Origin of the sequence: Streptomyces sp. NPDC088923, from assembly GCF_044749745.1 — a bacterium.
Classification (GTDB): domain Bacteria; phylum Actinomycetota; class Actinomycetes; order Streptomycetales; family Streptomycetaceae; genus Streptomyces.
Genome location: NZ_JBIVIO010000001.1, coordinates 2335553 through 2360301 on the forward strand (window position 1 = coordinate 2335553; position 24749 = coordinate 2360301).

Below are 24749 nucleotides of genomic sequence, written 5' to 3' on the forward strand. Positions count from 1 at the left end.
TCAGCGCCGTGCGGCGTCGAGAGATTCCCGCGCGGCGGCGGCTACCGCCTCGCCCGTGAAGCCGTACTCGCGGAAGAGCACCTTCGCGTCCGCCGAGGCACCGAAGTGCTCCAGCGAGACGATGCGGCCCGCGTCGCCGACGAAGCGGTGCCAGGTCAGCCCGATACCGGCCTCGACCGCGACCCGCGCCCTGACGGCGGCCGGGAGCACGGACTCCCGGTACCCCGCGTCCTGCTCCTCGAACCACTCGACCGAGGGCATCGACACGACACGCGCGGCGACACCCTGCGCACGGAGCAGCTCGCGCGCCTCGACGGCGAGCTGGACCTCGGAGCCCGTACCGATGAGAACGACGTCGGGGGTGACGGTCTTCCCCTCGGCGTCCTCCGCGTCGAGCAGGACGTAGCCGCCCTTCGCCGCGTCCTCGTTCGGCGCGTACGTGGGCACGCCCTGCCGGGTGAGGACCAGCGCGTGCGGGTGGCCCTCGCCGTACACCTTCGTGTAGCGGCGGAGCACCTCGCGCCAGGCGATCACCGTCTCGTTCGGGTCGGCCGGACGGACCACGTTGAGGCCGGGGATGGCGCGCAGCGCGGCCACGTGCTCCACGGGCTGGTGGGTCGGGCCGTCCTCGCCGAGACCGATCGAGTCGTGCGTGAAGACGTACGTGACCGGCAGCGTCATGAGCGCGGACAGCCGGATCGCGTTGCGCATGTAGTCGGAGAACGTCAGGAACGTACCGCCGAAGACGCGCGTGTTGCCGTGCAGCGTGATGCCGTTCAGCTCGGCGGCCATCGCGTGCTCGCGGATACCGAAGTGGACGGTTCGCCCGTACGGGTCGGCCTCGGGCAGCGGGTTGCCCTCGGGCAGGAACGACGACGTCTTGTCGATCGTCGTGTTGTTGGACCCCGCGAGGTCGGCGGAGCCGCCCCACAGCTCGGGGATCACCGGGCCGAGCGCCTGGAGGACCTTGCCGGACGCGGCGCGCGTGGCGAGCGAGGTGCCGGTCTCGAAGACGGGGAGGTGCTTCTCCCAGCCCTCGGGGAGCGCGGTGGAGGCGACCCGGTCGAAGAGGGCGGCGTGCTCGGGCTGGGAGGTACGCCAGTTCGCGAAGCCCTTCTCCCACTCGGCGCGGCGCGCCTTGCCGCGCTCCAGGGCCTTGCGGGTGTGCGCGAGGACCTCGTCCTCGACCGCGAAGTGCTTCTCGGGGTCGAAGCCGAGCACGCGCTTGGTCGCGGCGACCTCGTCCTCGCCGAGCGCCGAGCCGTGCGCGGCCTCGGTGTTCTGCGCGTTCGGGGCCGGCCAGGCGATGATCGAGCGCATCGCGATGAAAGAGGGGCGCCCCGTCTCGGCCTTCGCGGCCTCGATCGCGGCGTACAGCGCGGCCGGGTCCAGGTCGCCGTCGGCCTTCGGCTCGACGCGCTGCACGTGCCAGCCGTACGCCTCGTAGCGCTTGGTGGTCTCCTCGGAGACCGCCGTCTCGGTGTCGCCCTCGATCGAGATGTGGTTGTCGTCCCACAGCAGGATCAGGTTGCCGAGCTTCTGGTGCCCGGCGAGCGAGGACGCCTCGGCGGAGATGCCCTCCTGGAGGCAGCCGTCCCCGGCGATCGCGTAGATGTAGTGGTCGAAGGGCGAGGTGCCGCGCGGCGCCTCGGGGTCGAAGAGCCCGCGCTCGTAACGCGCCGCCATCGCCATGCCCACGGCGTTGGCCACACCCTGGCCGAGCGGCCCGGTCGTGGTCTCGACGCCCTTGGTGTGCCCGTACTCCGGGTGCCCGGGGGTCTTCGAACCCCAGGTGCGGAAAGCCTCCAGGTCCGCCAGCTCCAGACCGAAACCGGCCAGGTAGAGCTGCGTGTAGAGGGTCAGCGAGGAGTGCCCGGCGGACAGCACGAAACGGTCGCGGCCGGTCCAGTCCGGGTCCGCGGGGTCGTGGCGCATCACCTTCTGGAAGAGCGTGTACGCGGCCGGGGCCAGGCTCATCGCCGTACCGGGATGGCCGTTGCCGACCTTCTGCACGGCGTCCGCGGCCAGTACACGCGCCGTGTCTACGGCCCGCTGATCCAGTTCGGTCCACTCGAAATCTGTGGTGGTCGGCTTGGTGCTCACCCTGAGTCAGGGCTCCTCTCCACATGTCGAAGGCCGGTGACTTTGCGTACACCGGACGGCGTCGAGCCTACCCCTGGAAACGTTCGCGTCTCCGCGCCTGATTCCCAGGGTGCCGAAGACGGGCCGGTTCCGCCTCTCGAAGCCCTACAACCCTTGTCCCGCCTGCCCGGAAAGCCTCCGCGACACACCGCGACATCTGTGCCGTGACACGCTCATTCCAGCGCCCGCACGTGCGCCCGCGCGCTCATCCGCGCCGGGCCCCGCGCGGGGCGACCGAGCGTCACCGAAGAGGCCGCTCCGCGTCCGTACCTGCACCGCGCCCGCGGCCGCGCGAGGCCGCTCGCACACGCGGGCGGGATGCCCAACACGAGCGACCCCCGCGAAGGGCCGAAGAGGGGGGCCGTCTAGAGTGGCGTGGTACGCGTGAGCCCCCCTTTCCGGTGCCAATCCGGACACTCTTGTGGGCTCGCTTGAGAAAAGTCTCTGTCAGGGGTGTGCGTGACGGCCGTTGAATCCCGTCCAGCGGGAGCGCTCGGGACGAGCACGGGCCGGCGGCCGAGCGGGGCCCGGCTCAAGGGCTTCGTGGCGCTGACCAAACCGCGGATCATCGAGCTGCTGCTCATCACGACCGTGCCGGTCATGTTCCTCGCGGAACAGGGAGTGCCGGACCTGTGGCTCGTCTTCGTGACGTGCTTCGGCGGCTACCTCTCCGCGGGCGGCGCCAACGCGCTCAACATGTGGTACGACCGCGACATCGACGCCCTGATGGACCGTACGTCGCAGCGGCCCCTGGTCACCGGGCTCATCTCGCCGCGGGAGGGGCTCGCCTTCGGCATCGGCCTCGCGGTGGTCTCCACGCTGTGGTTCGGGCTCCTCGTCAACTGGCTCTCGGCGGCGCTCTCGCTCGGCGCGGTCCTCCTGTACGTCGTCGGCTACACGATGATCCTCAAGCGCCGCACCGCGCAGAACATCGTGTGGGGCGGGGTCGCGGGCTGCATGCCGGTCCTCATCGGCTGGTCCGCCGTCACGAACTCGGTCTCCTGGGCCGCCGTCATCCTCTTCCTCGTCATCTTCTTCTGGACGCCGCCGCATTACTGGCCGCTGTCGATGCGGGTCAAGGACGACTACGCCCGCGCCAACGTGCCGATGCTGCCCGTCCTCGCGGGGAACAAGGTCGTCGCCAAGCAGATCGTGCTCTACAGCTGGGTGATGGTCCTCGTCTCGCTCATGCTCACCGTGCTCGGCTACACCGGCTGGTTCTACACGACCGTCGCGCTCCTGTCCGGCGGCTACTGGCTGTGGGAGGCGCACGGCCTCCTGAACCGCGCCAAGGGCGAGATCACGGGCGCGAAGCTCAAGGAGATGCGGCTCTTCCACTGGTCGATCACGTACGTGTCGATCCTCTTCGTCGCCGTCGCGATCGACCCGTTCCTGCGCTGAGCCCTTTGGGGTGCGAGCCGCCAGGTGGCCCCGTCGTCCTTCCCGGGACGGCGGGGCCTCTTGTCGTACCAGGGCCTACCCGTGGGTAGCATGCCTGGCATGGCTGAGAACACTGAGCAGAGCGACTCCGCGGCGGACGACGCCGTGACCACCGGCGCCGACAAGCGGCAGGCCGCGCGCCTGGAGCGCAGGGCGGCGCGGCTCGCCAAGCAGATCGGCTCCTTCGCCCGCCGCCACGGCGGTGCCGAGGGACAGCTCGCCTACGTCGGGCAGCGCGGCACCCGCATCGTGCTCGTGGGGGAGGACGGGCGGTGGGGGGATCTCTTCGCCCATGACGCGGCGGTCGCGCGGGGCGCGGTGGAGCGGGCGGGGATCACGGTGCACGACGAGTTCGACGGGGAGTTCGCGGCGAAGGTGCGGACGGGGCCTTATGAGTGGAAGCGGATGGCGGGGGTGCAGGTCGGCGGGTGAGCCTTTCCGCGTGAGGGTGCCCCTGCCTGCGGGGTCTCGGGGCTCCGCCCCATACCCCGCTCCTCAAACTCCCCCAGCCTTCGGCCGGGAGGTACCCCCAGAGGGGCTGGAATGGTCGACACCGGCCCGGTTCCGTTCCTCGAACGCCGGAGGGGCTGGAATTGGGCGACACTGCCGGCTCTGCTTGCCGTTAGACCCCGTGAAGGCCGCTCGGAGAGTCCGGGTGCCGGATGGCCCCGGGGGTCCCCGTGATCGAGACGCCGCCGCTCGTGGATCAGTACTGCCAAGGGGTTCGCCGGGAGGAGTTGGGGCTCGGGACGTTCGAGGCGCTGCTCGGGCCCGGGGGCGGGGCGCCCGCCGCGGGGACCACCTTCTTCGACACGCAGACGGGGTTCGCGCTGCGGCGCTGGTGCCCGCCGCTGCTCGGCCTCGCGCCGCACAGTCCGCCCGCGCACTACCTCGCGCGGCGCAGGGAACTGGGCGCGCTGGAGACGGAGCGCCGTCTGCTGCGCGGCAGCGGTACGGGCACGTACCTCGTCGACACCGGGCCGCCCCTCGGCCTCACCCCGCCGGGCGAACTCGCGGCGACCGCCGACGCGCGCGCCCGCGAGATCGTGCGGCTCGAACAGCTCGCCGAACAGACCGCCGACACCTCGGGCAGCGTCGAGTCCTTCCTGCGCCACCTCGCCGAGTCCGTGCACGGCGCCGCAGCGACCGCCGTCGCCTTCGCCTCCGTGACCCCGCCACTGCGCCTGGTCCCGCTGCTCCCCGAGCCGCCCTCGCCCGCCGAGGTACGGGCCGCCGCCGCTGCCTGGCTCACCGCCAGGCAGCGCCCGCCGGGCGGCCCGGGCCCCGAGGGCCCGGCCGGGCCCTCCCCACTGCTCGGGGCGCACCTGCTGTGGCTCGCGCTCTCCTCGGGCCGGCCGCTCCAGCTCCACACCGGCGAGGCCCCGCCCGAAGCGGGCGCGCTCGCCGCCTTCGCCGCGGCGACGGCCGGGCTCGGCACCCCGCTCGTCCTGCTCCCCGGCTACCCCTACCACCGCCCGGCCGCCCGCCTCGCGGGACTGCACGCCCACGTCCACGTGGATCTCGGCCCCGCGCTCAGCGGCACGGGGGCGCGGGCCGCCGGGCTGCTCGCCGAGTTCCTGGAACTCGCTCCCTTCGGGAAGCTCCTCTATTCGAGCGGCGCGCGCGGGCTGCCCGAACTGCACGTCGTCGCGGCCCGGCAGTTCCGTGAGGCGCTGGGCCGGGTGCTCGGGGCGTGGGTCGTCGAGGGCGCGTGGAGCGCCCGGGACGCGGACCGGGTCGCGGGGCTGCTCGGGGCGGGCAACGCGCGCAGGGTGTACGGGCTGGAGGAGTGAGCCGCGCGGGCGGTCAGGCCGCCGTCAGCCGCGCGGCGTCCGCCGCCTCCCGGCGCGGCAGCGGCTCGCCGCCGCCCGGCTCCGTGCCGGGCCGCTCGCGCAGGGCGAGGAGGACGCGGAGGGCGCCGATCCAGACCAGGGTCGCGCCGAGCATGTGGGCGCCGACGAGCACCTCGGGCAGATCGGTGAAGTACTGCACGTAGCCGATGACGCCCTGGGCCATGAGGACCAGGAAGAGGATGCCTGTCTTGTTGCGGGGGCCCACGGGCGCGTCGACCGCCTTCAGGACGCCCCACAGCGCGGCCGTCAGGAGGCACGTCGCCCAGGCGAGGGCGGCGTGGACGCGGGCGGTGCCCGTCCAGCCGCCGAGCCACTCCAGGGACATGCGCGGCACGTCCGAGGAGTCGCCCGCGTGCGGCCCCGTCCCCGTGACGAGGGTGCCGACCGCGATGAGGAGCGCCGTCACGACGACGAGGACCCACGCGAGACGGACGACCTTGGGCCCGGCGAGCGGGCGCGGCGCCGCGTCGCCCTCGCGGCTGCGCTGCCACATGAGCGCGGCGATCGCGATGAGCGCGGACGAGAGCAGGAAGTGCGCGGCGACCGTGTACGGGTTGAGGCCGACGAGCACGACGATGCCGCCGAGCACCGCGTTGCCCATGACGAGCCAGAACTGCGCCCAGCCGAGCCGCGTGAGCGAGCGGCGGCGCGGCTTGGCCGCGCGGGCGGCGATGATCGCCCAGCCGACGGCGGCGCACAGCACGTACGTCAGCATGCGGTTGCCGAACTCGATGACCCCGTGGAAACCCATCTCGCGGGTCGTCGTGAGCGAGGTGTCCGTGCACTGCGGCCAGGTCGGGCAGCCGAGCCCGGACCCGGTGAGCCGCACCGCGCCGCCGGTCACGACGATGACGACGGTCATCATCAGGGCGAGCAGCGCGGCCCGCTCCACGGTCCGCTGACGCGGCGTGTAGCGGGCGGCGATGAAGGCGAGCGGATTGCGTGCGGCCTCGAAGAGGTGCGCGGCAGTCATTTTCGGCACGGACCTCATGCTAGGCCGTCGCTTGTGCACGGATTCACTTGGGGCGCATGTCGGGCGCGGGCTCCTCGGTGAGCAGGTCCGCGAGGGCCTCCGCGTTGGGGCGCGCGTCGCCGTACGTGAACACGATCCGCCGGGCGCGCGGCAGGTCGCCGGGCCCGGCGGGCCAGCCGAGGCACACGACGAGCGCGTCCGGGTGGGCGTCGAGGAGCGCGTCGAGCGCCTTCGCCTGCTCGGGGTCGGCGTGCGGCGTGCCGACGAGGACCACGTCGGCCGCCGCCGGCAGTACGGGGCCGCCCGCCGGTTCCTCGGTGACGCGCCCCTCGGCCGCCGCGCCGCGCGCGAAGACCTGCGTGAGCGTCGAGCCGGGCAGCCGCGCGAGGAGGGTGTCCGCGACGTGGTCGCCGAGCCTGCCGCTCGCGATGTTGCGGCGGCGGCGCGCGTCCACGAGGCGCACGGGGCCGCGCAGGGCCCCCGCGACGTCACCGCGCACGCTCAGCGCCAGGCGCGCGGCGGTACCGCTCGCCTCGTGACCGGCGGCGAGAACCGCCTCGTCCACGGGGGCGGTACGGCGCCGGGCGCTCCACGCCGCGAGGTCCCGTACCCGCGCGGCGGCCTCCTCCAGGCGGGCGCGGGGCAGGCGTCCGTCCGCGACGGCGGCGAGGATCGCCTCCAGCGCCGTACGGAAGTCGCGCTCCCCGTCGTCGGTGTCGGCCGCGTCGCCGCCGAGCGGCATCCCAGGGTTCCCGAGGCAGACGAGGTCGACGCCGGCGACGAGCGTGCGCACGACGCCTTCGGCGAAGCCGATCGTGCGGCTGATGGCGCGCATGTCGATCGCGTCCGAGACGACGACTCCGGTGAAGCCGAGTTCCTCGCGCAGCAGGCGCAGGACCGCCGGGCTCAGGGTCGCCGGCGCGTCGTCGAGCGCGGGGAAGACGATGTGGGCGGTCATGATCGTTCTCACGCCCGCCGCGACGGCGGCGGCGAAGGGCACGAGTTCACGGGCGCGCAGGGTCTCGGGGCTCACGTCGACGACCGCGAGCCCCGCGTGCGTGTCGGTCCTCGTGTCCCCGTGGCCCGGGTAGTGCTTGGCGCACGCGGCGACGCCCTCGGCCTGCGCGGCCCCGACGAACGCGGCGACGTGCCGCCCGACGAGGTGCGGGTCGGCGCCGTAGGAGCGGACGCCGATGACCGGGTTGGCCGGGTCGGCGTTGACGTCGGCGACGGGACCGAGAACGAGGTCGGCGCCGTACGCCCGTACCTCCTGCGCGATCGACCGCGCGACGGCGGCGGTCAGCGCGGGGTCGTCGGCGTGCCCGAGGCTCGCGGCCCCCGCGTGCGGGGAACCCTCGCCGATGTGCAGGCGCGTGACGGTGCCGCCCTCCTCGTCGAGCGCGATGAGCACGTCACCGGCCGCGTGGAGGCGCGCCGCGAGCGCGGCCGTCCGAGCGCGGCCCGTGACGTTGTGCCCGAACCAGCAGACCGCGCCGAGGCCCTCGCCGATCGCGGTGAGCAGCCACGCGGGCGGCCCGCTCGCCCCCGTACCGGCGAAGCCCGGCATGAGGACGGTGTGCGCGAGGCGGCGCACGGCTTCGTCGGCCTGGGTCACTTCACCGCTCCGGAGACGAGGCCGGAGGTCAGCCGGCGCTGGGCGAGCACGAAGACGACCATGACCGGGATCGTCACGAGCGTGGACGCGGCCATGAGACCGCCCCAGTCGTTGGTGTTCTTGCCGAGGAACTGCTCCAGTCCCACGCCCACGGTCATCATGTTCTCGTCCGACATGAACGTCAGCGCGAAGGTGAACTCCTCCCACGCCATGACGAAGGCGAAGGCGCTCGTCGCGATGAGCCCCGGCGTCACGAGCGGCAGCAGCACGGAGCGGAACATCCGCCACCACGAGGCGCCGTCCACGTACGCGGCCTCCTCGACCTCGACCGGGACCGCCGCGACGAAGCCGCGCAGGTTCCAGATCGCGAAGGGCAGGGAGAACGCGGTGTAGACGATCGCGAGGCCGAGGAGCGAGTTGAGCATCTTCAGGTCCTTCATCTGAAGGAACAGGGGGATGACCAGGGCCTCGGCGGGGAGCATCTGCACGACGAGGATCAGGACCATGATCGTCGTGCGCATCCGGAAGCGGAAGCGGGCCATCGCGACCGCGCCGAGCAGCGCGAGCAGGCCCGAGGCGACGACCGTGATGAGCGTGACGATCGCCGAGTTCAGCATGAACGTGCCGAAGCCGCCGTCGCCCAGGGCGTCCGTGAAGTGCGCGAAGGTGAAGTGGGTCGGGAAGAGGCTGTCGGTGCCGGAGCTCGCGCGACCGTTGAGGGCCGTCGAGAGCATGAACCAGACGGGGAAGAGGGTGAAGACCAGCAGCGCGGCGACCGCCACGTACTTGCCGGTCTTCCGCCACCCGCGGCGCGGAGCCTTGGGGGCACCCTGCGGCACGGCGGTCCGCGGGACGGCGAGCTGAGCGCTCATCGCAGCTCATCCTCCTTGAACAGCATCCGCAGGTACACCGCGGTGATCAGCAGCAGGACAGCGGTGAGCAGGACGGCGATCGCGGCGCCGAGCCCGTACTCGTTCTGGGTGATGGCCTTCATGTACGACCACACGCCGAGGTTCAGGATCTCCGGGTTCGTCCCGGAGCCGCCCGGCATGAGGTAGATCTGCGTGAAGACCTTGAAGTCCCAGATGGTCGAGAGGATCGTCACGACGGCGAAGGCCGGGCGCAGCACCGGGAAGGTGATGTTCCAGAAGCGCTGCCAGGCGCTCGCCCCGTCGAGCCGCCCCGCCTCGTGCAGCTCGGGCGGCACCGTGGTGAGGGCGGCGAAGAGCGTGATGGCGATGAAGGGGAAGCCGTGGTGGATGACGTTCAGCTCGGCGATCCCGTAGAACGAGAGCCGCTCGGTGAACCAGTTGAAGCCGTCCGGGCCGAGGATGCCGACGTCCTGGAGGACGCGCCGGACGAGGCCCGAGTCCGGGTCGAAGATCCACACCCACACGTAGGTGCCGGTCACGGCGGGCATCGCCCAGGCGACGAGCGAGGAGCCGATGACGACGGCGCGCAGCTTGGGGCCGAGGTTCTGGAGCAGCAGCGCGACGAGCGTGCCGAGGACGATCGTGCCGAGCACCGCGAAGACGGCGAAGAGGACGGTGTTGGGCAGCACCGTCTTCCACAGGTACGAACCGCCCAGCACCTCGCGGTAGTTGTCGAGCCCGACGAAGCGGGGCTTGCCGGAGATGATCTCCTTGAGCCCGTACGTCTGGAAGGACAGGTACACGACCCGGATGATCGGGTAGAGCAGCAGCACCGCGATGACGAGCAGCGGCGCGGCGAGCAGCAGCCAGGGGCGCAGCCGCTTCATCAGCTGCGGCCGGCGCGGCGCGGGCGGGCGCGCGCCCGGCAGCTCCGCCGCGGGGGCGGGGGCTGCCGGACGCGCGCCCGGGAGGGCGACGTTCCCCACGTCACTTCTCCTGGAGCGTCTTGGTGACGGAGTCGGACGCGGTCTTCGCGGCCTTGTCGACCGAGGTGCCCGTCAGGATCGACTGGACCATCTGCGGGATGGTCTTGTTCCCCTCGACGGTGCCCCAGCCCGGGGCGCTCGGCGGGGTCTTGCCCGCCTTGAGCATCGTCTCCGCGAAGGGCTTGACGAGCGGGTCGGTGCTCTCGGCGAAAGGCTTGAGCGCCGAGTTGGTGCTCGGGAAGTAGCCGGCCTGCTCGGCCCAGTCCTTGGCGAGCTTGCTCGTCGTCATCATGTTGACGAACTGCCAGGCCAGGTCCTGGTTCTCGCTCGTCTTGAGGATCGCGAGGTTCGAGCCGCCGAGGACCGCCGGGTTGATGCCGCCGTCCTTGCCCGGGATCGCGAAGGCGCCGATCTTGTCCTTGAGCGAGGGGTCGCCCGCGATCGCCGTCTTCGGCGTCCAGTTGCCCTGGATCACCATGGCCGACTTGCCCTTGACGAAGGAGTCGAGGACGTCGGTCTCGCGCCACGTGGTGGCGCCGACGCTGGAGGACTTGTCCTTGAGCGCGAGGCCCGTGTAGAAGTCCAGGCCGGCCTTGGACTCCTTCGAGTCGATCGTGCCGGTCCACTTGCCGCCCTGCTCGGTGGCCAGCTCGCCGCCCGCGCCCCACACGAAGGGGATCGTCGCGTACGCCGCGTCGCCCGCGATGGGCAGCGGCATGAGCTTCGGCTCCTCCTTCTTCAGCGTCTTCACGGTCTGCTCCAGCTCGTCCCAGTTCTTCGGGACCGAGAGCTTGTGCTTCTCGAAGACGTCCTTGCGGTAGATGACCGAGCGCACGCCCGCGTACCAGCCGACGCCGTACTGCTTGCCGTCGTACGTGGCCGATTCCTTCAGCGCGGGCACGAGGTCCTTGCCGAGCCCGGACTTGTCGAGCTTTGCCGTGACGTCGGTGAGACCGCCGGCCGCGGCGAACTCGGGGGTCCACGTCGTGCCGATCTCGGACACGTCGGGGCCGTCGCCGGAGGCGAAGGCGCGCACCAGGCGGTCGTGGGCGTCGGCCCACTGGATCTCCTGGACCTTGAGGCTCGCGCCCGTGCGCTTCTTGAACTCCTTCTTCGCGGCGGCGTAGAAGGTCGAGGCGTCCGGGTTGGTGCCCTTCATGACCCACCAGGTCAGCGTCTTGCCGCCCTTCGAGTCCGAGGAGGAGCCGCCGGAACTTCCGTCGTTCCCGCAGGCGGTCAGCACCAGGGCGGAGGCGGCCAGGGCGGCGACGCCCGCCGTGCGTATGAGTCTCATCGAGGTGTGTCTCCCTTGACGCGGCGAGAGGGCGGGCTCTGGCGGAAGCCGGTGAGAGCGGGTCCGTCCCGGGCGCGGGGGAGCCCCCCGAAACCGGGCGTGCCCGGGGGCTGCCCTCTCGAACGACCGCATATGAGCTGCGGTGATGCGCCAAGTATGGAGAGAGGTAACGAGCGCGTCAATAAGTAACAGTGGCTGTGATGCGAGCGTTAGTTTTTGACATGGAGGCGGTTACGCTGACACCCACAGCCACCAGGAGGAATCCATGAGCGATCGGCCCCCGCACGCCCCGGACTCCGCCGAGCAGGCGGGGCGGGCAGCGGACGTACTGGTACGTATCCGGGGGGCCGTGCCGACGCTCCAGCCCGCCGAACAGCGCGTCGCCGCCGCGGTCCTGGACGATCCGGCCGCCGCCGCGCGCATGTCCTCGACGAGCCTCGCGGGCCAGGCGCACACCTCCGTCACGACCGTCATGCGCTTCTGCCGTGCCATCGGGCTGCGCAACTACCCCCAGTTGCGGATCGCGCTCGCCTCGGCCGCCGCGCGCGAGGACGTGCGCAAGAAGGACTCGCAGTGGGCGACGAAGGGGGACATCAGCGAGGAGGACTCGCTCGCCCAGGTCGTCGACAAGATCATCTACAACGAGTCGGGGACCCTGGAGGACACCCGGGCCCAGCTCGATCTCGACGTCCTCGCGCGGGCCGTGGAGGCGGTGGCCGGGGCGCGGCGCGTCGACATCTTCGGGCTCGGGGCGAGCGGATTCGTCGGGGGCGACCTCCACCAGAAGCTCCATCGCATCGGGCACATGGCCTTCGTCTGGACGGACGGCCACGCGGCGCTGACCGCGAGCGTGCTGCTCGGCGCGGGCGACGTGGCGATCGGGATCTCGCACACGGGCTCGACCGTCGACACGGTGGAGCCCTTGCAGGCGGCGGGGGAGCGGGGGGCGACGACGATCGCGCTGACGAACTTCGCGAGCTCGCCGCTCGCCGAGTGCGCGGATCTCGTCCTCACGACGGCGGTGCGGGAGATGCCCTTCCGGTCGGGGGCGACCGCGTCGCGGATAGCTCAACTGGCGGTGGTGGACTGTCTGTTCGTGGGGGTGGCGCAGAAGTCGTATGCGGAGAGCACTGCGGCGCTTGCTCGGACGTACGGGGCGGTGCGGCACTTGCGGGGGCGGTGAGCCTCCTGGGGGGTGGTCCTTTCCGGGGGCTCCGCCCCCAGGCCCCCGCTCCTCAATCTCCCCCAGCCTTCGGCCGGGAGGGGCCCCCGGGAGGGGCTATTCAATGGGTACAGGTCGTGGGAGAAGTTGATGATTGTTGTCGGGCTCATGTCGGGGACGTCCATGGATGGGCTCGATGTCGCTGTCGCTGATCTCTCGCTCGATGCGGAGGGGACGGTGACGCTTGTTCCTCTCGGGGCCGAGGAGCGGCCGTGGTCGGAAGAGATGCGGGGGCGGTTGCTCGCCGTGTTGCCTCCGGCGCGCGTCTCGCTCGGTGAGGTGTGCGAAGTCGACACGCTGGTCGGGCGGGAGAGCGCCGCTGTCGTGCGGGACGTGGCCGAGCGGTACGGGGGTGACCTCGTCGGCTCGCACGGGCAGACCGTCTTCCACTGGGTGAGCCCCACGGGACGCGCGCTCGGGACGCTTCAGCTGGGGCAGCCCGCGTGGATCGCCGAGGAGACCGGGCTGCCGGTCGTCTCCGACATCCGCGCGCGGGACATCGCGGCCGGGGGACAGGGAGCCCCGCTCGCGAGCACACTCGACGCGCTGTGGCTCGCGGCCGAGCCCGGGACCAGGCGCGTCGCGCTCAATCTCGGCGGCATCGCCAACGTCTCCGTGGTCGGGGCCCCGGGCGAACCGGTGACGGCCTTCGACACGGGCCCGGCGAACTGCCTGCTCGACGCGGCGGCCGTGCGGCTGAGCGGGGGCCGGCTCGCGAGCGACATCGACGGCCGCATGGCGCGCGCGGGCACGGTCCGTACGGATCTGCTCGGCCGCCTGCGCGAGGAGCCGTACTACCGGCTGCCCGCGCCGAAGTCGACCGGGCGGGAGCTCTTCACGACGGAGTACGTGGCGGCGCGGCTCGCCGGACTGCCCGAGGTCGGCGCGGACGACCTCATGGCGACGCTCACCGAACTCACCGCGGTGACGGTCGCCGAGGCGGTGCGCCCGTACGCACCCACCGAGGTCGTCGCCTCGGGCGGCGGGGTGCGCAACCCGGCTCTCCTGGACCGGCTCCGCGCGCACCTCGCGCCCGCGGCACTGACCACGAGCGACACCTACGGCCTCCCGGCGGGCGACAAGGAGGCGTACCTCATGACGCTCCTCGCCTTCCTGAGCTGGCACCAGATCCCGGGCGTCGCCCCCGGCGCGACCGGCTCCACGGCCCCCCGCGTCCTCGGCCGCTTCTCACCGGGCGCGGGTCCGCTGCGGCTGCCGGAGCCGGGGATGGCGCCAAAGCGGCTCGTGGTGCTCGCGCCCCCCGCCGCCTGAGAGCCCCGGCCTCACTCCCAGCGGAAGAACCGCCCCGCGGCACCCAGCCCGAGCACCGTCCACACCGCCAGCACGATCAGATCCTTGGCCGGGAGACCTGCGCCGTGTCGCAGGACCTCGCGCAGGCCGTCCGAGAGGGCCGCGATGGGGAGGAGTTCCAGGACGGAGCGGACCGCGTCGGGGAACTTGTCGAGGGGGACGATCACGCCGCCCGCGACGAGCAGCAGGATGAAGACCAGGTTCGCCGCCGCGAGCGTCGCCTCCGCCTTCAAGGTGCCCGCCATCAGCAGGCCGAGACCCGAGAAGGCCGCCGTGCCCAGGAGCAGCAGGAGGACCACCCAGGCCGGGTTGCCGTGCGGGGACCAGCCGAGCGCGAGGGCGATGACGGTCAGGAGGACGACCTGGAGAAGCTCGGTGACCAGGACCGACAGGGTCTTCGCCGTCATGAGGGCCCAGCGCGGCAGCGGCGAGGCGCCGAGGCGCTTGAGCACCCCGTACCTGCGCTCGAAGCCCGTCGCGATCGCCTGGCCCGTGAAGGCCGTGGACATGACCGCGAGCGCGAGCACGCCCGGCGCGAGGAAGTCGACGCGCTCGCCGTCGCCCGTGTCCACGACGTCGACGGCGGAGAAGAGCACGAGGAGCAGCGCGGGGATGATCACGGTGAGCAGCAGCTGCTCCCCGTTGCGCAGGAGCATCTTCGTCTCCAGCACCGCCTGCGCCGCGATCATCCGCCCGACGGGAGCGGCCCCGGGGCGGGGGGCGTACGTACCGGCGCTCATGCGCGCAGCTCCTTACCGGTCAGTTCGAGGAAGACGTCCTCCAGCGTGTGCCGCTCCACGGCGATGCCCTCCGGCATGACGCCGTTCTGCGCGCACCACGAGGTGACGGTCGCGAGGAGCTGCGGGTCCACGGCACCGCCGACGCGGTACGTCCCGGGGGCGAGCTCGGCCGCCTCGCTGCCCGGCGGCAGCGCCTTGACCAGCGAGGACACGTCGAGCCCGGGGCGTCCCGTGAAGCGCAGCGTGTTCTCGGCGCCGCCCCGGCACAGCGCCTCGGGGCTGCCCTGGGCGACGACCTTGCCACCGTCGACGATCGCGACCTCGTCGGCGAGCTGCTCGGCCTCCTCCATGTGGTGCGTCGTGAGGATCACCGAGACGCCGTCGGCACGCAGCTCGCGCACGAGGTCCCAGGTCGCGTGGCGGGCCTGCGGGTCGAGCCCGGCGGTCGGCTCGTCGAGGAAGACCAGCTCGGGGCGGCCCACGACGGCCATCGCGAGCGCGAGGCGCTGCTGCTGGCCGCCGGAGAGCCGCCGGTAACTCGTCCGGCCGCACGAGCCGAGACCGAGGCGCTCGATGAGCGCGGGCACGTCGAGCGGCTCGGCGTGCAGCTTCGCCATGTGCCGAAGCATCTCCTCGGCGCGCGCGCCCGAGTAGACGCCGCCCGACTGGAGCATCACGCCGATACGGGGCCGCAGGCGGGCCGCGTCCGCGAGCGGGTCGAGGCCGAGGACCCGTACCCGGCCCGCGTCGGGGCGCCGGTAGCCCTCGCACGTCTCGATCGTCGTGGTCTTGCCCGCTCCGTTGGGTCCGAGGACGGCGGTGACGCCGGGGGCCGCGACGAGGTCGAGCCCGGCCACGGCGGTCTTCGTCCCGTACCGCTTCACCAGTCCCTCGATCCGGAGTACGGGGGCTGCCGGGTCGGGTCCTGACGACGGGCGGGGGATGCCCGGCTGGTCACTGCGCATGGGCGAAGTCTAGAAAGCCGCCGGGCGGGAGCGGCGCGCGGGGCCACGCCCGAGCGAAACGGGCAAAGGCCGTCACCCGTGATCTTTTCGTGCCCGAGGGGGCCTAGCGGTGGCAAGGGGACGCGTTGTGCTGGCATACCCTTGCTGAGCTGCGCTTTTCCGCTCGCCAGGGTCTCGTACGCGCGCCTGATTAGGTCACCCTAAGTGACCGAGGCCACCACGGGCCTCTGACCAGCTCGCTTGTCCGGGCCCGAGGAATTACGCAACAATGGCGTTGTGAAATACCAGGGTGAGGTCTCCGAGGCCGCGACCGGTGAGCGCTCCACGCGCAACCGCGTCGTGCGCTCGATCCTGCACCACGGCCCCTCCACCGTCGCCGAGCTGGCCGAACGCCTCGGGCTCACCCAGGCCGCCGTCCGCCGGCACCTCGACGCCCTCCTCGCGGAGGAGCTCGTCGAGGCCCGCGACCGCAGGGTCTACGGGGCCCGCGGCCGGGGCCGCCCCGCCAAGGTCTTCGCACTCACCGACTGCGGCCGTGACGCCCTGGACCAGTCCTACGACCAGCTCGCCGCCGAGGCGCTGCGCTTCATCGCCGCCCAGGGCGGCGAGAGTGCCATCGCCGCCTTCGCGCGCTCCCGTATCGAGGCCCAGTGCGAGGGGTACCGGGACGAGATCGAGGCCGCCGAGCCCGCCGAGCGGGCCCAGGTCCTCGCCAGGGCGCTGAGCGCCGACGGGTACGCTGCCACGGCGCGCGAGGCGCCCGGCCAGGGCCAGGGCGAGCAGCTCTGCCAGCACCACTGCCCGGTGGCACACGTCGCGGAGCAGTTCCCGCAGCTGTGCGAGGCGGAGACCGAGTACTTCTCGCAGCTCCTCGGCACGCACGTGCAGCGGCTCGCCACCATCGCCCACGGGGACGGGGTCTGCACGACCTTCATCCCGCGCGGCAAGGCGCCCCCCGGACCCGGGGAGCCCCCGCTCCCCGCGCGGCCCGAGGACACCACCACGACCACCCACACATCAGCAAGCACGGCCGGGAGGAACCCCGCATGACTCTCCCCACGGAGACTGCCCACCCCGAACTGGAGGGCCTGGGTAAGTACGAGTACGGCTGGGCCGACTCCGACGTCGCGGGCGCGAGCGCCCGGCGTGGCCTGAACGAGGACGTCGTCCGGGACATCTCCGCGAAGAAGAACGAGCCGGAGTGGATGACCAAGCTCCGTCTCAAGGGCCTGAAGCTCTTCGAGAAGAAGCCCATGCCGAACTGGGGCTCCGACCTCTCCGGCATCGACTTCGACAACATCAAGTACTTCGTGCGCTCCACGGAGAAGCAGGCGGAGTCCTGGGAGGACCTGCCCGAGGACATCAAGAACACGTACGACAAGCTCGGCATCCCCGAGGCGGAGAAGCAGCGCCTCGTCGCGGGCGTCGCGGCCCAGTACGAGTCCGAGGTCGTCTACCACCAGATCCGCGAGGACCTGGAGGAGCAGGGCGTCATCTTCCTCGACACCGACACCGCCCTCAAGGAGCACCCGGACCTCTTCAAGGAGTACTTCGGGACCGTCATCCCCGTCGGTGACAACAAGTTCGCCTCGCTCAACTCGGCCGTGTGGTCGGGCGGCTCCTTCATCTACGTGCCGAAGGGCGTGCACGTCGAGATCCCGCTCCAGGCCTACTTCCGGATCAACACCGAGAACATGGGCCAGTTCGAGCGGACGCTGATCATCGTCGACGAGGACGCCTACGTCCACTACGTCGAGGGCTGCACCGCGCCGATCTACAAGTCGGACTCGCTGCACTCCGCGGTCGTCGAGATCATCGTGAAGAAGGGCGCCCGCTGCCGCTACACGACGATCCAGAACTGGTCGAACAACGTCTACAACCTCGTCACCAAGCGTGCCGTGGCCTACGAGGGCGCGACCATGGAGTGGGTCGACGGCAACATCGGCTCCAAGGTCACGATGAAGTACCCGGCCGTGTACCTCATGGGCGAGCACGCCAAGGGCGAGACGCTGTCCATCGCCTTCGCGGGCGAGGGCCAGCACCAGGACGCGGGCGCCAAGATGGTCCACATGGCCCCCAACACCTCCTCGAACATCGTCTCGAAGTCGGTGGCGCGCGGCGGTGGCCGCACCTCCTACCGGGGGCTCATCGAGGTCGGCGAGGGCGCCCAGGGCGCGAAGTCGAACGTGCTGTGCGACGCGCTGCTCGTCGACACCATCTCGCGCTCCGACACCTACCCCTACGTGGACGTCCGCGAGGACGACGTGTCCATGGGCCACGAGGCGACCGTCTCCAAGGTCTCCGACGACCAGCTCTTCTACCTCATGAGCCGCGGACTCACCGAGTTCGAGGCCATGGCGATGATCGTGCGCGGCTTCGTCGAGCCGATCGCCAAGGAGCTGCCCATGGAGTACGCGCTCGAACTCAACCGGCTGATCGAGCTCCAGATGGAGGGCGCGGTCGGCTGACGCCGGCCCCCGTCCGGGGCGCGGTACGGGTACGGGCCCGCGGGTCACGTACCGTCCGCCCGGCCCCGTACCGCCCCGGACCCCTTCTTCGTACCCCCATCCCCTGACCGCAGGAAGAGAGCACAACGACAGCCATGGCTGACAGCATTCCGGTGGGTTCCACCACCGCCGGCCAGATCGCGGTGGCCGCGGAGTCGACCGTCGCCACCCGGATGAGCGCCCCGCCGTCCTTCGACGTGGCCGACTTCCCCGTGCCGCACGGCCGCGAGGAGGAGTGGCGCTTCACGCCGCTCGCGCGGCTGCGCGGCCTCCACGACGGCAGCGCGAAGGCGGACGGCCGCGTGGAGATCGAGGTGAGCCTGCCCGCCGGGGTCACCCAGGAGACCGTGGACCGCGAGGACCCGCGCGTCGGCAAGGGCGGCACCCCCGTGGACCGCGTCGCCGCGCAGGCGTTCAGCGCCTTCGAGAAGGCCAACGTCATCACGGTCCCGAAGGAGGCGCGCCCCGCCGAGCCGATCCGCATCGCGGTACGCGGCCACGGCGGCGTCGCCTACGGGCACCAGGTCATCGAGCTGGGCGCCTTCGCCGAGGCCGTCGTCGTGCTCGACCACACCGGGGACGCGGTCCTCGCCGCCAACGTCGACTACCTCCTCGGCGACGGCGCGAAGCTCACCGTCGTCTCCGTGCAGGACTGGGGCACCGAGGCCGTCCACGTCGGCCAGCACAACGCGCTGATCGGCCGCGACGCCTCCTTCAAGTCCGTCGTCGTCACCTTCGGCGGCGACCTCGTGCGCCTGCACCCCCGCGTGAGCTACACCGCCCCCGGCGGCGAGGCCGAACTGCTCGGCCTGTACTTCACCGACAAGGGCCAGCACCACGAGCACCGCCTCTTCGTCGACCACAACGCCCCGCACTGCGCCTCCAACGTGAGCTACAAGGGCGCGCTCCAGGGCGAGGGCGCGCATGCCGTGTGGATCGGCGACGTCCTCATCGAGGCCGCCGCCGAGGGCACCGACACCTACGAGATGAACCGCAACCTCGTCCTGACCGACGGGGCCCGCGTCGACTCGGTGCCGAACCTGGAGATCGAGACCGGCGAGATCGTCGGCGCCGGGCACGCCTCGACCACCGGCCGCTTCGACGACGAGCAGCTCTTCTACCTCATGGCACGCGGCATCGCCGAGGAGGACGCCCGCCGGCTCGTCGTGCGCGGCTTCTTCGCCGAGCTGGTCCAGCAGATCGGGCTGCCCGACGTCGAGGAGCGCCTCCTCGCGAAGATCAGCGAGGAGCTGGAAGGAGCGGTCGGATGAGCCTCTTCCAGCGCGCCTGCGGCCTCGCCGAACTCGACGAGGACACCCCCAAGCGCGTCGAGATCGACGGCACCCCCGTCGCGGTCGTCCGCACCGAGGGCGAGGTGTTCGCGATCAACGACATCTGCTCGCACGCGAACGTCTCGCTCTCCGAGGGCGAGGTCGAGGACTGCCAGATCGAGTGCTGGCTGCACGGCTCGGCCTTCGACCTGCGCACCGGCAAGCCCTCCGGCCTGCCCGCGACGCGACCCGTCCCCGTATACCCCGTACAGATCGATGGGGACGACGTGCTCGTCTCCCTCTCCCAGGAGTCCTGAAGCACCCATGGCTACGCTTGAAATCCGCGACCTGCACGTCACCGTCGAGGCGGACAACGCCACGAAGGAGATCCTCAAGGGCGTCGACCTGACCGTGAGGCAGGGCGAGACGCACGCCATCATGGGCCCGAACGGCTCCGGCAAGTCCACGCTCGCCTACTCGCTCGCCGGTCACCCCAAGTACACGATCACCGGCGGCACCGTCACCCTCGACGGCGAGAACGTCCTCGACATGAGTGTCGACGAGCGCGCCCGCGCCGGTGTCTTCCTCGCCATGCAGTACCCGGTCGAGGTCCCCGGCGTCTCCGTCTCCAACTTCCTGCGCACCTCGGCGACCGCCGTGCGCGGCGAGGCCCCCAAGCTGCGCACCTGGGTGAAGGAGGTCAAGGAGGCCATGCAGCGTCTCCAGATGGACCCCGCCTTCGCCGAGCGCAACGTCAACGAGGGCTTCTCCGGCGGCGAGAAGAAGCGCCACGAGATCCTCCAGCTCGAACTGCTCAAGCCGAAGATCGCGATCCTCGACGAGACCGACTCCGGGCTCGACGTCGACGCGCTGCGCATCGTCTCCGAGGGCGTCAACCGCGTCCGCGAGTCCGGCGAGGTCGGCACCCTGCTGATCACGCACTACACGCGCATCCTGCGCTACATCAAGCCTGACTTCGTGCACGTCTTCGTCAACGGCCGGGTCGCCGAGTCCGGCGGCCCCGAGCTGGCCGACAAGCTGGAGAACGAGGGCTACGAGTCCTACGTGAAGGGTGGCGTATCCGCGTGAGCGACCCCCACAAGGGGCTGACCGGTCTGCTCGACACCGAGGCGATCCGCAAGGACTTCCCGATCCTCGACCGCCGGGTGCACGACGGCAAGGCCCTCGTGTACCTCGACAACGCGGCCACCTCGCAGACGCCGCGCCAGGTCATCGACACCCTCAGCGAGTACTACGAGCGGTACAACGCCAACGTCCACCGCGGCGTGCACGTGCTCGCCGAGGAGGCCACGGCGCTCTACGAGGGCGCGCGGGACAAGGTCGCGGAGTTCGTCAACGCGCCGAGCCGCGACGAGGTGATCTTCACCAAGAACGCCTCGGAGTCGCTCAACCTCGTCGCGAACATGCTCGGCTGGGCCGACGAGCCCTACCGCGTCGACCGCGAGACCGAGATCGTCATCACGGAGATGGAGCACCACTCCAACATCGTGCCCTGGCAGCTGCTCTCGCAGCGCACGGGCGCGAAGCTCAAGTGGTTCGGGCTCGACCCCGCGGACGGCACTCTGGACCTGTCGAACATCGAGGAGGTCATCACCGAGAAGACGAAGATCGTCTCCTTCGTGCTGGTCTCCAACATCCTCGGCACGCACAACCCGGTCGAGCAGATCGTGCGCCGCGCCCACGAGGTCGGCGCGCTCGTGCTCATCGACGCCTCGCAGGCCGCGCCGCACATGCCGCTCGACGTGCAGGCGCTCCAGGCGGACTTCGTCGCCTTCACCGGGCACAAGATGTGCGGCCCGACCGGCATCGGCGTGCTGTGGGGCCGGCAGGAGCTCCTGGAGGACCTGCCGCCCTTCCTCGGCGGCGGCGAGATGATCGAGACCGTCTCGATGCACTCCTCGACGTACGCGCCCGCTCCCCACAAGTTCGAGGCGGGCACCCCGCCGATCGCGCAGGCCGTCGGGCTCGGCGCGGCGGTGGACTACCTCACCTCGATCGGTATGGAGAAGATCGCCGCGCACGAGAAGGCGATCACCGAGTACGCGGTGCGCCGCCTCATGGAGGTCCCCGACCTGCGCGTCATCGGCCCCACCACGGCCGAGGAGCGCGGTTCCGCGATCTCCTTCACGCTCGGCGACATCCACCCGCACGACGTGGGCCAGGTGCTCGACGAACAGGGGATCGCGGTCCGGGTCGGCCACCACTGCGCCCGGCCGGTGTGCCTCAGGTACGGAATTCCCGCGACCACGCGCGCGTCTTTCTATCTGTACTCCACGCCCGCCGAGGTCGACGCCCTGGTGGACGGTCTGGAGCACGTCCGCAACTTCTTCGCGTGAAGTCGCTTCGGATGAGGGACGAGAGGGACGAGAGCCGGTGAAGCTGGATTCCATGTACCAGGACGTCATCCTGGACCACTACAAGCACCCGCACGGGCGGGGCCTGCGTCCGGGCGACGCGGAGGTGCACCACGTCAACCCGACGTGCGGCGACGAGATCACGCTGCGCGTGAAGTACGAGGGCTCCCGGATCGCCGACGTGAGCTACGAGGGCCAGGGCTGCTCCATCAGCCAGGCCAGCGCCTCGGTCCTCAACGACCTCCTGGTCGGAAAGGACGTCGAGGAGGCGCAGCGCATTCAGGGCACCTTCCTGGAGCTCATGCAGTCCAAGGGGAGGATCGAGCCCGACGACGCGATGGAGGAGGTGCTGGAGGACGCGGTGGCCTTCGCCGGGGTCTCCAAGTACCCCGCGCGCGTCAAGTGCGCGCTCCTGAGCTGGATGGCCTGGAAGGACGCGACCGCGCAGGCGCTGGGCGACACCGAGGTGCCCGCGTCCGCCGAGCCCGTTGAGAGGAAGACGGCATGAGCGAGAACGAGACGGCGACGCTGAGCCCCGCCTCCGAGGAGGAGGTCCGCGAGGCCCTCATGGACGTCGTCGACCCCGAACTGGGGATCGACGTGGTCAACCTGGGTCTCATCTACGGGCTGCACATCGACGAGTCCAACGTCGCCACCGTGGACATGACGCTGACCTCGGCGGCCTGCCCGCTCACCGACGTCATCGAGGACCAGGCCAGGTCCGCGACCGAGGGCATCGTGAGCGAGCTGCGCATCAACTGGGTGTGGATGCCGCCGTGGGGCCCGGACAAGATCACGGACGACGGGCGCGAGCAGCTGCGCGCGCTGGGCTTCAACGTCTGAGCCGGACGCACAGCCGCGCGCGTCACCGAGGGGCCTCCGCCGTGTGCGGGGGCCCTTTCGCATGGGCGCCCGAGGTCATGTGTACAGCCGTACGCAACGATGCGTACCCTCGTACACATGGGATACCTGCTGCTCGCCGGCGCGATCCTCTCCGAGGTCACCGCCACCACCGCCATGAAGTACAGCGAGGGCTTCACCCGGCTGTGGCCCTCGCTCCTCACCGTGCTCGGCTACGTCGTCTGCTTCGCCCTGCTCGCGCGGACCCTCAAGACCCTCCAGGTCGGCACCGCCTACGCCATCTGGGCCGGGGCGGGCACCGCGCTGATCGCGCTCATCGGCATGATGTTCCTCGGCGAGTCCGTCACCCCCGTACGGCTCGCGGGGATCGCCCTCGTCATCGGCGGGGTCGTCCTGCTCAACCTGGGAGGAGCCCACTGATGGCAGCCGCGCGGCGCTACGACCCCGACCGCGGGCAGCGGATCATCGACGCGGCGATCCGCGTCGTCGGCCGCTCGGGGATCGCCGGGCTCTCGCATCGCACGGTCGCCGCCGAGGCCGATGTCCCGCTCGGCTCGACGACGTACCACTTCGCGACGCTCGACGACCTGCTCGTGGCCGCGCTGCGCCAGGCCAACGAGAACTTCGCCCGGCTCGTACGGGAGCGGGGCGCCCTCGGCGCGCCGCCCGCGCGGCTCGCCGCCGCGCTCGCCGGGGCGATGGGCGCGTGGCTCGCCGCCGACCGCGCGCACGCCGAGCTGGAGTACGAGCTGTACCTCGCCGCCGTGCGCAAGCCGGTGCTGCGCCCGGTCGCCGCCGAGTGGAGCCGCGCCCTGGAGGAACCCCTCGCGGCGCGCACCGACCCGGCGACGGCCCGCGCCGTCGTGGCGCTCATGGACGGCCTGTGCCTCCAGGTGCTGCTGACCGACAGCCCGTACGACGAGGAGTACGCGCGCGAGATGCTGGGGCGCGTACTGCGGGAGTGAGCGGCCCCGCGCGGGGACCGGCCCGCGGCGGACTCGTGCGATCACCTGCGGGGGAGGGTCGGGGTGCCGTACGGTGCGGAGCATGATCGTTCATGTGTGCGAAGGGGTGCGGTGTCCGTGAAGCTGCTCGGTCCGCTCGTCCTGCTGCTCGTCGTGGTGCTGCTCGTGGTCCTCGTCCTCGCACGAGGGCCGCGCGCGTGGGCCCGGCGCCGGCTGCTGCCGGTGCTCGCGGTGCTGCTCCTCCTCTACTTCGTGGGACGCGCGGTCGCCGAACTCGTGATCATCGAGTGGGGCGACCCGGCGAGCTACGCGAAGGACTGGGGCGGCCCGCACCTCGCCGGGGTCCTCGCCGTGCACTGCGGCCCCGGCGTGCTCGCGCTCGGGCTCGCCGTGTGGTGGTGGCGCGGGCGACGGGGCGCGCGGGGCGATGAGTTCGCGGGCGGGGAGCGGTCTCCCCTCGTATGACAGAACACACGCTGCACGTGCCGGGCGCCCGCCTCGTCCACGAGGTCCTCGGCCCGCTGCCCGCCGCCGACGGCCGGCCGCCGCTGTTCATGATCGGCCAGCCCATGGACGCCTCCGGCTTCCGCGACCTCGCCGCGCACTTCCCCGAGCGCACCGTGGTCCTCTACGACCCGCGCGGTCTCGGCCGCAGCGTCCGCGAGGACGGGCGCGAGGACCACGACCCCGTGGTCCAGGCCGAGGACCTGCACGCCCTCGTCGCGGAACTCGGCGCGGGCCCCGTCGAGGTCTTCGCGAGCAGCGGCGGGGCGGTCACCGCGCTCGCACTGCTCGCCGCCCACCCCGGGGACCTGAGCGTGCTCGTCGCCCACGAACCGCCGCTCGCCGCCGTCCTGCCCGACGAGCGGGCCGTGCTGCGCGCCTTCGCCGAGGTGGGCCTCGCCTACGAGAAGGGCGGCTGGGGAGCCGGTATGGCGGGGTTCCTCGCCCTGACCACGTGGGAGGGGCCCTTCACGGAGGAGTACTTCGCGCGCCCGCTCCCGGGGCCCGCCGCGTTCGGGCTGCCCGAGGGCGACGACGGCGAGCGGAGCGACCCGCTGCTCTCCGGACGCTCGGACGCGGTGATCTCCTACGAGCCCGCCCTCGCCGCCCTCGGCGCGGCCCGCACCCGCCTCGTCGTCGGCGTCGGCGAGGAGACCGGCGCGGAGGTCTTCACCGGGCGCGCCGCGCACGCCCTCGCCGAGCGGCTCGGCACGCCTCCCGTCGTCTTCCCGAGCCACCACGGGGGCTTCACGGGCGGCGAGGGACCGTACGCCGGTCAGCCGGAGGCCTTCGCGCGGGTGCTGCGGGAGGTGCTGGACGGGGCGTAGACGGGAAGCGGGGCGGGGGCGGGGGA

25 protein-coding genes are annotated in these 24749 nt (G+C 71.7%); 17 read left to right on the forward strand and 8 right to left on the reverse strand.

The window, feature by feature from the left end:
- On the reverse strand, positions 1–2103 hold the full coding sequence (tkt, locus tag ACIP4O_RS10520) for a transketolase (RefSeq protein ID WP_401573555.1): 2103 nt from the start codon (positions 2101–2103) through the stop codon (positions 1–3).
- Positions 2104–2595: 492 nt separating this feature from the next.
- Here tkt and ACIP4O_RS10525 point away from each other — a divergent pair, with 492 nt between their 5' ends.
- The 3 genes from ACIP4O_RS10525 to ACIP4O_RS10535 all read left to right on the forward strand — a co-directional run bounded on the left by ACIP4O_RS10525 (position 2596) and on the right by ACIP4O_RS10535 (position 5375).
- Complete coding sequence (locus tag ACIP4O_RS10525) at positions 2596–3543, forward strand: heme o synthase (protein WP_401573557.1); 948 nt, start codon at positions 2596–2598, stop codon at positions 3541–3543.
- A gap of 99 nt (positions 3544–3642) precedes the next feature.
- Positions 3643–4014, forward strand: a complete 372-nt coding sequence (locus ACIP4O_RS10530; protein ID WP_401573559.1) for a hypothetical protein — start codon at positions 3643–3645, stop codon at positions 4012–4014.
- A 248-nt stretch (positions 4015–4262) separates the two neighbouring features.
- Positions 4263–5375 (forward strand): amidohydrolase, encoded by a 1113-nt coding sequence (locus ACIP4O_RS10535; protein ID WP_401573561.1) that lies wholly within the window; start codon positions 4263–4265, stop codon positions 5373–5375.
- 13 nt (positions 5376–5388) lie between these two features.
- Here the strand turns inward: ACIP4O_RS10535 and ACIP4O_RS10540 are convergent, their stop codons facing one another.
- From ACIP4O_RS10540 to ACIP4O_RS10560, 5 genes are read right to left on the reverse strand one after another with little or no spacing between them, the layout of a single operon-like run.
- Positions 5389–6426 carry a heme A synthase gene (locus ACIP4O_RS10540; protein WP_401573562.1) on the reverse strand — a complete coding sequence of 346 codons (1038 nt, stop codon included), beginning with the start codon at positions 6424–6426 and terminating at the stop codon, positions 5389–5391.
- Between the two features lie 25 nt (positions 6427–6451).
- The gene (locus ACIP4O_RS10545; RefSeq protein WP_401573564.1) at positions 6452–8023 is read right to left on the reverse strand and encodes a glycoside hydrolase family 3 protein; all 1572 of its coding nucleotides are present in this window, start codon (positions 8021–8023) and stop codon (positions 6452–6454) included.
- Positions 8020–8895 carry a carbohydrate ABC transporter permease gene (locus ACIP4O_RS10550; protein WP_361325635.1) on the reverse strand — a complete coding sequence of 292 codons (876 nt, stop codon included), beginning with the start codon at positions 8893–8895 and terminating at the stop codon, positions 8020–8022. The genes ACIP4O_RS10545 and ACIP4O_RS10550 overlap by 4 nt, the downstream gene beginning before the upstream one ends.
- Positions 8892–9881 (reverse strand): sugar ABC transporter permease, encoded by a 990-nt coding sequence (locus tag ACIP4O_RS10555; RefSeq protein WP_361325638.1) that lies wholly within the window; start codon positions 9879–9881, stop codon positions 8892–8894. The genes ACIP4O_RS10550 and ACIP4O_RS10555 overlap by 4 nt, the downstream gene beginning before the upstream one ends.
- Before the next feature lies 1 nt (position 9882).
- Positions 9883–11175, reverse strand: coding sequence for a sugar ABC transporter substrate-binding protein (locus ACIP4O_RS10560; RefSeq protein ID WP_401573567.1), 1293 nt, complete (start codon positions 11173–11175; stop codon positions 9883–9885).
- Positions 11176–11440: 265 nt separating this feature from the next.
- On the opposite strand from ACIP4O_RS10560, the gene ACIP4O_RS10565 reads away from it, so the two are divergent.
- Both ACIP4O_RS10565 and ACIP4O_RS10570 read left to right on the forward strand, forming a co-directional pair.
- Positions 11441–12358, forward strand: a complete 918-nt coding sequence (locus tag ACIP4O_RS10565) for a MurR/RpiR family transcriptional regulator (protein ID WP_401573569.1) — start codon at positions 11441–11443, stop codon at positions 12356–12358.
- Positions 12359–12487: 129 nt separating this feature from the next.
- Positions 12488–13669 carry an anhydro-N-acetylmuramic acid kinase gene (locus ACIP4O_RS10570; protein WP_401573570.1) on the forward strand — a complete coding sequence of 394 codons (1182 nt, stop codon included), beginning with the start codon at positions 12488–12490 and terminating at the stop codon, positions 13667–13669.
- Between the two features lie 11 nt (positions 13670–13680).
- Here ACIP4O_RS10570 and ACIP4O_RS10575 read toward each other — a convergent pair whose 3' ends face one another.
- The gene (locus ACIP4O_RS10575) at positions 13681–14448 is read right to left on the reverse strand and encodes an ABC transporter permease (protein WP_401573572.1); all 768 of its coding nucleotides are present in this window, start codon (positions 14446–14448) and stop codon (positions 13681–13683) included.
- Positions 14445–15413: an ABC transporter ATP-binding protein gene (locus ACIP4O_RS10580; protein WP_361325651.1), complete on the reverse strand. Its 969-nt coding sequence runs from the start codon at positions 15411–15413 to the stop codon at positions 14445–14447. The genes ACIP4O_RS10575 and ACIP4O_RS10580 overlap by 4 nt, the downstream gene beginning before the upstream one ends.
- Positions 15414–15689: 276 nt before the next feature.
- Here ACIP4O_RS10580 and ACIP4O_RS10585 point away from each other — a divergent pair, with 276 nt between their 5' ends.
- From ACIP4O_RS10585 to ACIP4O_RS10640, 12 genes are all read left to right on the forward strand, one after another.
- Complete coding sequence (locus ACIP4O_RS10585; RefSeq protein ID WP_361325654.1) at positions 15690–16463, forward strand: metalloregulator ArsR/SmtB family transcription factor; 774 nt, start codon at positions 15690–15692, stop codon at positions 16461–16463.
- Positions 16460–17881 (forward strand): Fe-S cluster assembly protein SufB, encoded by a 1422-nt coding sequence (sufB, locus tag ACIP4O_RS10590; RefSeq protein ID WP_361325657.1) that lies wholly within the window; start codon positions 16460–16462, stop codon positions 17879–17881. Before ACIP4O_RS10585 ends, sufB begins: the two co-directional genes overlap by 4 nt.
- 134 nt (positions 17882–18015) lie before the next feature.
- On the forward strand, positions 18016–19191 hold the full coding sequence (gene sufD / locus ACIP4O_RS10595; protein WP_361325660.1) for a Fe-S cluster assembly protein SufD: 1176 nt from the start codon (positions 18016–18018) through the stop codon (positions 19189–19191).
- Positions 19188–19508 carry a non-heme iron oxygenase ferredoxin subunit gene (locus tag ACIP4O_RS10600; RefSeq protein ID WP_164281844.1) on the forward strand — a complete coding sequence of 107 codons (321 nt, stop codon included), beginning with the start codon at positions 19188–19190 and terminating at the stop codon, positions 19506–19508. Before sufD ends, ACIP4O_RS10600 begins: the two co-directional genes overlap by 4 nt.
- Positions 19509–19515: 7 nt before the next feature.
- On the forward strand, positions 19516–20280 hold the full coding sequence (gene sufC, locus ACIP4O_RS10605) for a Fe-S cluster assembly ATPase SufC (protein WP_401573575.1): 765 nt from the start codon (positions 19516–19518) through the stop codon (positions 20278–20280).
- Positions 20277–21548, forward strand: coding sequence for a cysteine desulfurase (locus ACIP4O_RS10610; RefSeq protein ID WP_361325669.1), 1272 nt, complete (start codon positions 20277–20279; stop codon positions 21546–21548). Before sufC ends, ACIP4O_RS10610 begins: the two co-directional genes overlap by 4 nt.
- A gap of 37 nt (positions 21549–21585) precedes the next feature.
- The gene (gene sufU, locus ACIP4O_RS10615) at positions 21586–22074 is read left to right on the forward strand and encodes a Fe-S cluster assembly sulfur transfer protein SufU (protein WP_401573577.1); all 489 of its coding nucleotides are present in this window, start codon (positions 21586–21588) and stop codon (positions 22072–22074) included.
- The gene (locus ACIP4O_RS10620) at positions 22071–22409 is read left to right on the forward strand and encodes a metal-sulfur cluster assembly factor (protein WP_008748606.1); all 339 of its coding nucleotides are present in this window, start codon (positions 22071–22073) and stop codon (positions 22407–22409) included. Before sufU ends, ACIP4O_RS10620 begins: the two co-directional genes overlap by 4 nt.
- Before the next feature lie 117 nt (positions 22410–22526).
- Positions 22527–22847, forward strand: coding sequence for a DMT family transporter (locus tag ACIP4O_RS10625; protein ID WP_401573579.1), 321 nt, complete (start codon positions 22527–22529; stop codon positions 22845–22847).
- The gene (locus ACIP4O_RS10630; protein ID WP_401573581.1) at positions 22847–23392 is read left to right on the forward strand and encodes a TetR/AcrR family transcriptional regulator; all 546 of its coding nucleotides are present in this window, start codon (positions 22847–22849) and stop codon (positions 23390–23392) included. Before ACIP4O_RS10625 ends, ACIP4O_RS10630 begins: the two co-directional genes overlap by 1 nt.
- Before the next feature lie 117 nt (positions 23393–23509).
- Positions 23510–23857, forward strand: a complete 348-nt coding sequence (locus ACIP4O_RS10635; RefSeq protein WP_401573583.1) for a hypothetical protein — start codon at positions 23510–23512, stop codon at positions 23855–23857.
- On the forward strand, positions 23854–24723 hold the full coding sequence (locus ACIP4O_RS10640) for an alpha/beta fold hydrolase (RefSeq protein WP_401573585.1): 870 nt from the start codon (positions 23854–23856) through the stop codon (positions 24721–24723). The genes ACIP4O_RS10635 and ACIP4O_RS10640 overlap by 4 nt, the downstream gene beginning before the upstream one ends.
- Positions 24724–24749 lie beyond the last annotated feature (26 nt).